This window comes from Lysinibacillus sp. BS3 (genome assembly GCF_039614735.1).
Lineage (GTDB): Bacteria > Bacillota > Bacilli > Bacillales_A > Planococcaceae > Lysinibacillus > Lysinibacillus capsici.
Window position 1 is genome coordinate 3,176,366 of the sequence record NZ_CP154860.1, and the last position, 12,450, is coordinate 3,188,815.

Genomic DNA, 12,450 nt, shown 5'->3' on the forward strand with positions numbered 1-12,450 from the left:
TATAGGTTAATGTGTAATAGATGGTTTTCTCCATTTACTAAATGTCGAATCCATATTAAAGGAAATGGTGTTCTCATTAATGGACAAGCCGGAGATGCTGGTATTACAGAGCTCATCCAAACTATCAGAATGATTGTTATTATTAGATGCATTAGCCGCTATTACTAGCCCTCTTGCATTAATAATTGTGTCATGTGGCGTTACATACACTATAGGGGAATCTATATTTAATCCAAAAGTGAAAGGATTGACTAATGACATAGTAGAAATACTTTCGTTTGATATTCTAATAATGCCATATTGCTCAATATAATAATCTCTTTTTTGTTGAAATGTATCCTCAAATCCAGGAATATCACTAATATATTTTGAATAGGGTGAAATATTTTTATATGCAGCCAGTGTATCTTGATATGCTTTTACTTCAGATTGAATAATAATTTGTTCAATTCGTCGTTGATCATTGCTAGGCTGTTTAATTGTAATTTCTTCAGCTGAGACAGAGATATTACATGAAAAAGTAGCCGTAAGTATGAAAACAGTTTCATTCAATTTTAAGTCACTCCCAGTACAAAAAGATTTCATGTTCATCAATCTATCCTGACTTTATAAATATATTTTATTGCTAATCTAAGCGTAACATCTGTTAGAGCGCCATTTCAATGGTAAGTTTACGCCACTTTAATGGCGGTACTTGGTTCTCTACCGCCATTTTTTTAGTAATAATTAGCAAAAATCTGGCGTGATTTGTATGAATAACGCCAGATTTTGGCGGTCTCTCTCTTTATAAAGGAATTAATGGTATTTAATGTATTATATAATTGCGTGACTAGTATTAATTCCCACTAATCTATATAATATCTATTAATACACTAGATAGGAGAGAGGACTATTGAAGGATTTAGATGTGCGCATCAATGAATCATTAGACATCCTTATAGAAAATGAGCTATTACTTGGACCAGAGCTAAAATTAATGCTAAAAAGCTTTAAAGAAGAAAAAACAACAGTAGGTTTTTCCTTTGGTAAAATGTGTTTTTGGCATTATGAAGCATTTTCAAGTAGTATAAATCCAGATATCTACAAGGTAGCTGCTGCAATTGAACTTTTAATACTGTCTTTTGATATTATTGATGATCTGCAGGATAAAGATTCAGACTATAGTTGGAACAAAACACCTGAATTATCATTAAATGTTGCTTTAGCTATGCTGGTCATGGCATCTAAAACAATAGATGAAACCTCTTTTGAACATAAAAGAGCGGCTATAAAGCTAGTTGATGAATACGCATTAAAAAGTATAAATGGACAGCAATTAGACTTATTAAATAGTTGTCGCGATGAAGATTCCTATGTAAAAATGATTACCTTGAAATCCGGCTCATTAACAGCGATGGGTTGCTTGGTTGGCGAAGTACTTGCAAAAGGAGAAATATCTCAAGAAGTAGAGGAATATGGGAAATACATAGGGATCATCCAACAAATTAAAAATGATATTCAAAGCTTAAAGGCGTGGGGTCCTAAAAATGATCTGCTAAATAAAAGGTATTCTCTTCCTATTATTTATCTATTATCACAGAAAAATGATGTTTCAAAATCTGTTTCTAGCTATTATAATAATGATATAGTTACAGATTTGGATAATAATGCAACAGAAGACGCGTTGACAAATGGTGGGGCGATACGTTATGCCATTACCATAAAAAACGTCTATAAATTTAAAGCATTGAATTACCTGGAAAATGTAGCTATAAATCAGGTAGGTAGAGAATACCTACAAAAACTATTGAAATGAGGAGAGATAAGAATGATTAATGTAATCCAATATTTAGAGCAAAATCCAAGCCTAGTTGCACTATTAAAAGATCAAAAAGCCTCATTAGTTGGAGTTTCATCTGTAGAGCAAACAGCAATTTTAGAAGCGTTTAACGGTGAAATGAATACAGAAAGTGATATTTGGAACTAAGAAAGTTGCGAAGTAAGTTGTTTTGGCCCGCTATAATTCTCTATTTAATTATTGGTTTTTATTTAAATTATGTGAATTATAGCGAGCCTTATATACAGATTGGGGTAGAAGAAGAGAATGACAAATGGGTCATTTCTCAACTTTATTATAAAGACTGGGCAGAGGGTCAAAATATTTCTGTTGGTGATGCAATTTTAACTGTAGATCATGAACCCATCAATGAATTAAATCAACTGAGATATAAATCTAAAATTTTATCTGCTAATGAAATAACAATACTGAAGCCCGATGGAGATCTAATCAATATACATATTAAGCATTTGGATATCCCTCAACAATTTATCTATGTATTAATCATTCCAGCTTGTTACTATTTATTAACATTATTTATAGCGTTTTATTTACATTTCAAACAAAGGAATACAAAATTAGCTGACTTACTAATTCTTTTTATGTTAACGGTTTCTTTGGCCTATGTAAGTAGTGGTGTCTCTGGTAGAATGGATACGATTGGCATTATCGTAAATCGAAGTAGTATGCTGTTATGTTTAGTTATACTGTTACATTTTTTGAGAAATTATTATTCATTTGTGAAAACAAATTGGGTGTTTACAAATAATATCAAGCTCTTTTATATACTTCCTTTCATAGCTTTTGTATTAGGATGTATGGGTACTATTTATCCTGCTTCAAATGATATTCTTTCCAATGTTATATTGGCTATTTTCTTTATTCTCCTAGTGATCATCCTTAGTATTTTATTAATAAGCTATTTTAAGTACAGCTCACCTCAGTTGAAAATTTTATTAAATAGTATATTAATTCCGTTTCTACCATTTCTTTTTTTATATGCACTCCCTAAAATTTTTTTTCATACGTATATACTTTCATCTGAGATAAGCTCATTATTTTTATTGCTTATACCCTTTAGCTTTATTTTTACGCAATTAGCAGAGAGATTATTTGATATTGAGTACCATATTACAAGATTCCGTTATTATGTTATATTCTCTTTAATCTTTACTGTTTGGTTTACAGTGGGACTATATTTTATTGCAGGGCGTTATTTAACCATGACGGTTATGTCAGGGGTATCTTTCTTTACATTTTCTTCATTAGTCATACTTTTTTACGTAAAAGAGAAGGTCGATTATCGCAAGCGGAAAATATTATTTTCCACAAAGGGTGACTATATTCATCAGCTATATACAGCCGTAGATAAAATTGGGAAAACAATTAAAATTGACGAACTTTTAGAAAAGTTTGCTTATGAGGTTTCCATGCATCTGGAGTTAGAGGATGTTTTTGTCTTAACATATAACTATGACAAAAATGAATTCATACCAATAGCTGGTGAAAGTATTACGATAGATCCTGACATAATGGAAGATATCAGATTAGGTGAAATACGCAAAATTGACAAAGTTTATATAGCATTCCTCCATCAGGATGCACATTTTAAAAGAGCTTTAGTGCTAGGGCATAATAATACAATTCATTTAAAAGATGAGGAGCTTTTATGGCTTGAACTGCTCTTATTATATGTAAATAATTTTATTGAAAATACCAAGATGGTGGAAGAACTGCTAGAGGAACTAAAGCATATGAAGCAAGCTGATGATGGTCAGTTACCATGGCTGAATAAGCTATTATGGCTAAGATTTGAAGAAGAAAAATACCAGTTAGCTCAAGAGTTACATGACACCAATTTACAGGAGCAACTTCATATAGCCCGCGAGGTGGATGTCCTAGTAAATGCAAAAAATACAACGGATATTCAAGAAAAGCTTGCGAAAATTCATAAACAAATGGTTGCATCCTTACATGAATTACGTACTTATTGTGAAAACCTAAAACCGCCGTTATTAGATACATTAGGTTTAAATGCAGCTTTGGAAAAATTGATTCGGAAAGTTCAAGAAAGAGCTAACTTCGTGCTTATTTACACCATTGACCGTCTTTATTTAGAGGATGAGCGTATGAATTTAATGATTTATCGTTTATTCCAAGAGTTACTTAATAATGCGTTGAAGCATTCTTATGCAGCATCAGTTGAAATTCACTTAAAAGAAATGAACGATGGTTTCGAAATTATTTATAAAGATGATGGTGTAGGCTGTAATGTAGAGGACATTATAGTAGCCGAATCAATGGGCATTCAAGGCATGCAGGAGCGTGTAAAAGCGTTTAACGGACAATTTACTATTGACTCGAATATCAATGAAGGGATGTTTATTAGAATCATGGTGAAAGAAGGGAGTGAAACACTTGATTACGATGCTCATAGTGGATGATCACCCTATAGTGTTAGAGGGAACTAAAAATTTATTTCAAGAGAATGAAGATATTATCATCGATACGGAAAGTGATGCAACTTGTGTCATTCAAAGGATAAAGAATAAACCGTACGATATCTATCTAATAGATATCAATATGCCATTAGAAAATGGAATTAACCTAGCCCGTAATATCAAGGCTATTCAGTCAAATGCTTCAGTTATTCTTTACACAGGTGATGATATTACGGATTATTATCCACTCATTTTAGAAAGAAAAATAGAAGGTATTTTAGCTAAAACAGCTTCGAAAGAGCAAATATTAAGAACAGTAAGGGCAATTGCAAACGGTGAAATTGTTTTACCTAAAAATTTCTTAGATTTTCTGGATGATAAATTTAAACTGCAAGGTGCTAAAGATATTCACTTAAATGAAAAGGAAAAGAAAATTCTAAGACTCATTGCAGAGGGCCATACAAATAAAGCTATCGCTATTGAATTAAATATTCCTCAACGTACAACGGAAAGATATTTAACTCAACTCTTTTCTTTGTTAAATGTAGATTCACGAACAGAAGCTGTAAATCTTGCAGAGAGAATGAATTTACTCTAAACTATTTCTATGTTATACTGTTGGTATATTTTTCAATTAATAGGGGGCATTATGGGAATTAAATATCCTATATATTTCCTTAGTAAAATAAAACCATATCCCTGTACTAAATTACCTATAAAATATGATAGACACCGCCAAAAAAGTGGCGGTGTTTTTTTGTAACCGCCAAATCACGCCAAAAACTTGTCTGAATCACGCCAGAAAATTGGCGTAAACCCGAAGTTGAAATAACGGTATAACTACTGGTACGCTTAAATTAACAGTGGTTAAGTAGATTTGCTTTAGTGAGTAATATATAAATCATTTTATTAAATAAGCAGCCTGACTATCTATGAATAAAGTAGCGTTAGTAGATTGTAGAATGTTACTAGCTAGTCAATATACTTCACCATAAAACTTTATAAAGGTAGGCGTGTATTGTGAAAGTAGAACTTGAAAATTTGTTTTCCATAGATGAAACTAGTCAAGATCAAGTTATTAACGTTTATAATCGTCATGGTATTGCTATTGGTGCGCCTGAATTGAGAAAAAGAAACTTAAAAACTAAATTTAATCCTATTTTTACATTAAATGAAGATGTAACATACGAGCAGGTAACAGCTTTATATGAGTCATTAGAGCGTGAATTTGGAATCGTTTCAATTGGAGAACGTTTTTATTTTGAATTTTCAGATTTAGAGTATGAACGAGCACCATTATTTACTTTAAATTCAACAGGTAATTCACCAGAAATGTTCTTAGAAGATAAGGGGACACTATTTTCTTTGAGTACACATTGTAAGTGTTGTCGGCTCATGGATAAAGAGCAGTTATCACCAATAGTTATCGATACTACGCAGATGAAAGATCGTCATTTAGTGCATGTAAATGGTTATTGGGTAGCTTCTGAGGAACTAGTATCATTAATGAAAAGAGAAAAACTAGAAGGCTATGAGCTTTTAGAGGTGATCCATCAAGGTCCGAAAGAAGGCAAACAGCCAGCTTATCAAATTATTCCTATACAAATGCTCCCTGAGTGTAGTAAGGACAGGGTTAAATTATACTTTGCAACTGAGCAACCTCCGTGCAGTTGTGGTTTAAATGGTGTCATTAATGGTCCTGATATTTATCATCATGAAGATTTGGAAAACTTAAAAGGGGATGTTTTCTACTCAGCCGAGTGTAGTCATGATGGAAGATATCTATATAGAAAGACTTTGTTTAGTAAAAGATTTAGAGAAACTATTATAAAATATGGTATTTCACGTGAGGTTAGAGGAGAAAAGGATGCAAACTTTGGTCCAAAAGATTGGCTTTTTGATCCAGTGCTAATTAAGTAGTCAAATTTGGACTAGTAAAAGAATAAGGGAGTGTTTAGGATGTTTAGAAGAATACTACCTATAGTAGCCATTTTATTCATTGTTGCATTGGCCGTTTCCAATTACTTTAACAAACCAGAAGAAGAATCAGTCACTATTTATCAAGAGGTCAATGGTGTATACCTTTCTTAAAATGAAGGCCTATATTTCATTCAGAAAAGATTTATTTGTGTTATGATGTGAAGGACATAGCATGAATGTTTTTTGAGGTGAAAAAATGAAAAAATGGGCATATCCATTAGCAGTTTTAACGTTAATTGTCTTTATTTTATTAAGAGCCACTTATCAAAGCCAGCTGATGAATACATTTGATGCAAAGATGGCAGAGCTTTTTTTTGGTAATCGATTTATTGAGATTTTTCATTATATAGGTGAGCCTAAATTTGTTGTTGCTGTTGCAGTAGTTTTAATGGTGTATTTAGCTTGGAAGGAAAAAAATTATCGAGGTATGCTATTTGTTGTCCTAACTTTTGCGGCAGGCAATGTTCTGAACCAATTACTAAAAAAATGGGAGCAGCGTCCACGACCTGAAATTGAGGATCAACTGACATCCTTTAGTTTTCCATCTGGACATTCGATGACTGGTATACTTTATTTATTTACACTTGCTTATATCTTAGCGGAGAATAGTAGTAAAGGACGTAAAGTCCTTCTGTGGCTTGGGGCAACAATTTTAATGGTGCTTATTGGTTTATCACGTATTGCAGGAGCTCGACATTTTGCTACAGATGTACTTGCTGGTTGGAGCATCGGCTATACTTGGTTTATCATCTGTGTCATTTGGTACGAACGTCGTAAACGTTTATTTCAATCTAATCATAAATAAAAAGACAGGCAGTATCTATTTCTATGATAGATACTGCTTTTTTACATTTTACCGAGACATTGTAACGAATGATATTTGCCTCATAAAAAAGAATTGCGTATAGGAAACTTCTACGTTAAGATGAGTACAATAAGAAAAAGAGCAAAGGAAGAAGGGTATGGACGGAAATGTTTTACTGGCATTAGGATTAACTCTGTTTGCTGGACTTGCAACAGGTGTAGGTAGTTTAATAGCATTTTTTACATCAAGAACAAATACAAAATTTTTATCATTAGCATTGGGATTTTCAGCAGGGGTGATGATTTATGTATCCCTTGTAGAAATATTTGTGAAAGCTAAAGATGCTTTAACCAATGCATTAGGTACAACTAATGGCTATTGGATGACAATCCTTGGATTTTTCGGTGGGATGTTGTTTATTGCCTTAATTGATAAATTCATTCCGAAGGCAACTAATCCTCATGAAGTAAAGCTGGTAGAGGATGTTAATGCCATCAAACCACAGGTTAATGAAGAACATTTGATGAAGATGGGCGTTTTTACAGCCCTGGCGATTGGTATTCATAATTTTCCTGAGGGGATCGCTACATTTATGTCAGCTATTAATGATCCGAATGTAGGAATTGCTATTGCCATTGCAGTTGCTATTCATAATATTCCAGAAGGCATTGCTGTATCTGTTCCTATTTTCTTTGCAACAGGTAATCGAAGGAAAGCCTTTAAATTATCCTTTTTATCAGGATTGGCAGAGCCTGTAGGTGCATTAGTAGCTTTTTTGCTCCTTATGCCCTTTTTAACAGATGTCATGTTTGGAATCGTTTTCGCTGGGGTTGCAGGGATAATGGTCTTTATTTCACTAGATGAATTGCTACCAGCTGCACAAAGATATGATGAAACACATTTGTCGATGTATGGTCTAGTAGGGGGAATGGCAGTCATGGCCATTAGCTTAGTATTATTAGCATAAGTAAGTAGGAAAAGGGAGACATCTTTGTAAAAGTGGCTCCTTTTTCTTTTTTCTATTAGCGTGTAACAACAGCTTCTTTTGACTCCACTAGCTCTTGTACTATTTTTAGACAATCATGAAATGTGGTAAAAGGTCTATATGGAACATGAAGCTCTTCACAGCGTTGGATAAGATGATCTCTAGCTAAAACAATATCTGCTAGTTTAGCTGCCTCAAAATCTGATAGAGAATCACCAATTACAATTTTATAATGATCCTCCTTGGCAACCTTCCGCATCACGCTTGGTTTACAGCAGCCGCATCCTTGTGTTTTGTATTTAGCGCATTCATCATCGCAGCTATTTGGGTAGATCAATTCTATTTGTTTACCAGAGAAATCTGCTCTATTACAGTAAATGCCTGAAAAGGGACCAAATTTTTCAACTAAAGGCTCGATGAAAAAATCAACTCCGCCACTTACAATATAAAATGGAATATCGTTGTTTTGAGCATAGCGGGCAAAATCACCAAATCCCTCACGTATGACTGCCGACTCCATCAGGTATTGAATGACTTCATCTTTTTGATGAGTAGAAAGTAGATGAAACATTGCTGATAGCCCATCTTTAAATGAAATGGTTTGTTCCATCATCGCTTGAGCAATTTTCTCAGATTCTACTGGTACAAATTCAGTCATAAGTGAAAAGATGTTATCTGTTTCTGTTATCGTGCCATCGAAATCACAGAATATAATGGGTTTCAAAATAATTCCTCCTTAGGAAAGCGCGTATAAAAAGTTTAATTCTATACTTCTATAATATTAGTTTTATCCAATCTTGCTTTCAAGAAAAAACGCCTACTATTAAAGTAGACGTTTCACATATTCATTGACTTGTACACCATGTTCATCAGCATTTGTTAAAATAATTTGATGCTCTGGGAATTGCTTTTTCATTAATTCAACGAAGTCAGAGGCAATAGCAGAAGGAATAATAGAAATCATTGTTGGTCCAGCGCCACTTAGAGCAGTACCATATGCACCGTTCGATTTTGCAGCCATACGAATTTCTTCATAAGCAGGAATTAGCTTTGCACGAAACGGTTCATGGAATAAATCTTCCTCCATATAACGCCCAGCACGTTCAAAATCTCGCGCCATTAAAGAAGCGGCTAACATATTTGCATTTGCTGAGGCATGAACAGCATAGGAACGGTTAAATTGCTCTGGTAAAACAGAACGGGATTCGCTTGTTTTTAATTCAACATCTGGTACATATACCACAAAGGAGGCATCGATATCATTGATGTGGAATGTATCGACTATGCCATTGTCATCCATCGAAGAAATCGTTAATCCTCCTAAAACTGAAGCAGTTGCGTTATCTGGATGTCCTTCAATTTGTGAAGATAGATTGAGTTTATCTTGAATTGTTAATTCCAGCTCACAGACTTGGTTAGCAAGCTCAATACCTGCAACAATAACTGCTGCACTGCTGCCAAGTCCACGTGCCAATGGAAGTTCACTAGCCATCTCCACACGACAAGCGGGTAGCTGTTGACCATATAGATCTGCAGTTTTTTTAGCAATGACGTATAGTAAGTGTTCTTCAAGCTCAAACTCTTTAGGACCATTATCATCAAGATGAATAATTTCCCATTGTTCTTGCAAGGTAACAGAAAGCTGTAAGTAAAGAGACAAGCCAAGTCCTATTGAATCAAAGCCTGGACCTAAGTTGGCTGTGCTTCCAGGAACTGAGATTTGCCACATTTTACTCATAGTACACCCTCAATATATGCACGAATTTCTTCTTCATCGTTTTTAAGGGATACGACCTCTACAGTGGATACATTCATGGCTGTATCAGGATCTTTCAGGCCATTCCCTGTAAAGATTGTTACAACTTTGGCGCCTTGAGGGATTTTTCCATTTGCAACAGATTTCATAACACCAGCTAAAGAAGCAGCAGAGCCAGGCTCAACAAAAATGCCTTCTGTACTTGCGATTAATTTGTAGGCTGCTACAATTTCTTCATCTGTAACAGAATCAATGATACCACCAGATTCATCTCGAGCAGCTTCTGCCAATGTCCAGCTCGCAGGATTTCCAATACGAATGGCAGTTGCTACAGTCTCAGGATTAGCAATCGGCTCACCTTTAACGATTGCTGCAGCACCTTCAGCTTCAAAGCCATACATTTTTGGTAGACCACAATTTTTTGCAGCGTGATATTCTTTAAACCCTTTCCAATATGCAGTAATATTACCTGCGTTCCCAACTGGAATACACAAATAATCAGGTGCTGAACCTAAGGCATCTACGATTTCAAACGAAGCCGTTTTTTGACCTTCGATACGGTATGGGTTTACAGAGTTAACAAGTGCAACTGGTGTCGTTTCACTTACTTGGCGAACGATATTGAGTGCATCATCAAAGTTTCCATCAATTTCAATGATCTTTGCCCCATACATTGTTGCCTGTGCTAGCTTTCCAAGAGCAACTTTACCTTTTGGAATAACAACGATTGATTGGATGCCTGCACGAGTTGCATAGGCAGCCGCAGCAGCGGAAGTATTTCCTGTAGAAGCGCAAATAACGCATTGACTTCCATCCTCGATAGCTTTTGCAACAGCAAATACCATTCCTCGGTCTTTAAATGAGCCAGTTGGATTTGCACCCTCAATTTTTCCGTAAAGCTCAATGCCTAGTTTCTTAGATAAGTTCACTAAATGTATAAGAGGCGTATTGCCTTCGTTTAAAGTTAAAGCAGGTGTATTTTCAGTTACGGGTAAAAATTGTTTATATTCTTCAATAAGGCCTTTCCACATAACGTAACGATCTCCTTTTGTTCTTATAGAAAGAACAGTTGTTTTTGTATAAAAGACATTTTAACGCAAATAGCACTATTATTTCAATACCATTTCATTAATTGTCGAAACAATTCGGTAATTTGAATAGTACTTGTCACTTTCTTGAAACAACTGTATAGTAATCTTGTAATGTAAAGTCATGTGTAAAGACAGGTGGTTAGAATGACAATAAATACAGTAGTAACAAAGAAACCTCAGCAATCCATTTCCAGAAATAAGTTATTGGGTGTAGCGGGGGTTGGGTGGCTCTTCGATGCAATGGACGTTGGTATATTATCCTTTGTCATTGCAGCATTGGCCGCTGAGTGGGGACTATCACCAAGTCAATCTGGTTGGATTGGTAGTATAAATTCTATCGGGATGGCTGTAGGAGCTCTGTTTTTTGGTGTGTTTGCTGATAAAGTAGGTCGCAAGCAAATATTTATGTGGACACTTGTCCTTTTTTCTATTGCAAGTGGTTTATCCGCTTTTACAACAACATTAACTGCATTTTTAATTTTACGGTTTTTAGTAGGGATGGGGCTAGGAGGAGAATTGCCTGTAGCTTCAACACTTGTATCTGAAAGTGTGGCTGCCAAAGAAAGAGGTCGTGTGGTTGTATTACTTGAAAGCTTTTGGGCAGCAGGTTGGTTAATAGCGGCACTTATTTCGTATTTTGTTATTCCCACATGGGGATGGCGAGTAGCCCTTATACTAACAGCACTTCCAGCGTTTTATGCTATTTATCTTCGTTGGCATTTGCCAGATTCACCTCAATTTACGGTGAAGGAAGAAGCGAAAAAACGGAGCATTGGTCAAAATATGAAAGAGGTTTGGTCAAAAAAGTATGCTCGTTCTACATTTATGCTGTGGCTATTATGGTTTACGGTTGTATTTTCGTATTATGGCATGTTTTTATGGTTGCCAAGTGTGATGGTAGGGAAGGGCTTTGACATGATTACAAGCTTTAAATATGTTTTGATCATGACTTTAGCTCAATTACCAGGTTACTTTACAGCCGCTTGGTTTATAGAAAAGTTTGGGCGTAAATTTGTCCTTGTTTCCTATCTAATTGGTACTGCAGCGAGTGCTTATATTTTTGGAAATGCAGATACTTTAGCCGTATTGCTAACTTCAGGGATGCTTTTATCTTTCTTTAACTTGGGGGCTTGGGGAGCATTATATGCTTATACACCCGAACAATATCCATCGGTTATACGTGGAACAGGTGCAGGTATGGCAGCAGCGGTTGGACGAATTGGTGGTATTTTTGGGCCGTTGCTCGTTGGGTTTTTATTAACGGCAGGCTATGATATAGGTTTTATCTTTGCCATTTTCTGTGGAGCAATTATTATAGGTGTTGTAGGGGTCATCTTCCTTGGTAAGGAAACGAAGCAGCTTGAATTAGAATAGTATGAAATAGAATGTCCTGGATCAAAGAATTGATCCAGGACGTTTTTGTCTGATTTCGCTTAAATAATACATAAAAATTAGCTTTTATTAATTTTTATTCGATTTTACTGATTTATTTGTTAAAATGACAAATCAATATAAAATGGTTAAAGAGTAAATCAAATTGTTTTATTAGCAGGTTAATGCGATGAAGATTTTTCAG

At 35.0% G+C, this 12,450-nt stretch carries 13 protein-coding genes; 9 read left to right on the top strand and 4 right to left on the bottom strand.

The features are described from left to right. Window positions 1–6: 6 nt before the first annotated feature. Window positions 7–552, bottom strand: coding sequence for a hypothetical protein (locus AAJG31_RS15665; RefSeq protein WP_103118905.1), 546 nt, complete (start codon window positions 550–552; stop codon window positions 7–9). Window positions 553–892: 340 nt separating this feature from the next. On the opposite strand from AAJG31_RS15665, the gene AAJG31_RS15670 reads away from it, so the two are divergent. The 8 genes from AAJG31_RS15670 to zupT all read left to right on the top strand — a co-directional run bounded on the left by AAJG31_RS15670 (window position 893) and on the right by zupT (window position 8,009). Next, window positions 893–1,795 carry a polyprenyl synthetase family protein gene (locus AAJG31_RS15670; protein WP_066038010.1) on the top strand — a complete coding sequence of 301 codons (903 nt, stop codon included), beginning with the start codon at window positions 893–895 and terminating at the stop codon, window positions 1,793–1,795. 12 nt (window positions 1,796–1,807) lie between these two features. After that, window positions 1,808–1,966 carry a competence pheromone ComX gene (comX, locus tag AAJG31_RS15675; RefSeq protein ID WP_054549612.1) on the top strand — a complete coding sequence of 53 codons (159 nt, stop codon included), beginning with the start codon at window positions 1,808–1,810 and terminating at the stop codon, window positions 1,964–1,966. A gap of 5 nt (window positions 1,967–1,971) precedes the next feature. Further along, window positions 1,972–4,260, top strand: coding sequence for an ATP-binding protein (locus AAJG31_RS15680; RefSeq protein ID WP_279493292.1), 2,289 nt, complete (start codon window positions 1,972–1,974; stop codon window positions 4,258–4,260). Continuing rightward, window positions 4,244–4,855, top strand: a complete 612-nt coding sequence (locus AAJG31_RS15685; protein WP_225341057.1) for a response regulator transcription factor — start codon at window positions 4,244–4,246, stop codon at window positions 4,853–4,855. Before AAJG31_RS15680 ends, AAJG31_RS15685 begins: the two co-directional genes overlap by 17 nt. 422 nt (window positions 4,856–5,277) lie before the next feature. Next, the gene (locus AAJG31_RS15690; RefSeq protein WP_279493291.1) at window positions 5,278–6,177 is read left to right on the top strand and encodes a hypothetical protein; all 900 of its coding nucleotides are present in this window, start codon (window positions 5,278–5,280) and stop codon (window positions 6,175–6,177) included. 39 nt (window positions 6,178–6,216) lie between these two features. Further along, a complete protein-coding gene (locus tag AAJG31_RS15695; protein WP_255349868.1) occupies window positions 6,217–6,348 on the top strand; it encodes a hypothetical protein in 132 nt (43 codons plus the stop codon). Between the two features lie 85 nt (window positions 6,349–6,433). After that, window positions 6,434–7,042: a phosphatase PAP2 family protein gene (locus tag AAJG31_RS15700; protein WP_279493290.1), complete on the top strand. Its 609-nt coding sequence runs from the start codon at window positions 6,434–6,436 to the stop codon at window positions 7,040–7,042. A gap of 157 nt (window positions 7,043–7,199) precedes the next feature. Beyond that, window positions 7,200–8,009 carry a zinc transporter ZupT gene (gene zupT, locus AAJG31_RS15705; protein ID WP_016992734.1) on the top strand — a complete coding sequence of 270 codons (810 nt, stop codon included), beginning with the start codon at window positions 7,200–7,202 and terminating at the stop codon, window positions 8,007–8,009. A gap of 55 nt (window positions 8,010–8,064) precedes the next feature. Here the strand turns inward: zupT and AAJG31_RS15710 are convergent, their stop codons facing one another. The 3 genes from AAJG31_RS15710 to thrC form a co-directional block, all read right to left on the bottom strand. Further along, complete coding sequence (locus AAJG31_RS15710; protein ID WP_279493288.1) at window positions 8,065–8,751, bottom strand: MtnX-like HAD-IB family phosphatase; 687 nt, start codon at window positions 8,749–8,751, stop codon at window positions 8,065–8,067. 99 nt (window positions 8,752–8,850) lie between these two features. Beyond that, window positions 8,851–9,765, bottom strand: coding sequence for a homoserine kinase (gene thrB, locus AAJG31_RS15715; protein WP_279493287.1), 915 nt, complete (start codon window positions 9,763–9,765; stop codon window positions 8,851–8,853). After that, entirely contained in the window at window positions 9,762–10,814 is a 1,053-nt protein-coding gene (thrC, locus tag AAJG31_RS15720; protein ID WP_004231969.1) for a threonine synthase, read from the bottom strand. Before thrC ends, thrB begins: the two co-directional genes overlap by 4 nt. Before the next feature lie 204 nt (window positions 10,815–11,018). Between thrC and AAJG31_RS15725 the strand changes: the two genes are divergently transcribed. Then, window positions 11,019–12,248: an MFS transporter gene (locus AAJG31_RS15725; RefSeq protein WP_115673157.1), complete on the top strand. Its 1,230-nt coding sequence runs from the start codon at window positions 11,019–11,021 to the stop codon at window positions 12,246–12,248. Window positions 12,249–12,450 lie beyond the last annotated feature (202 nt).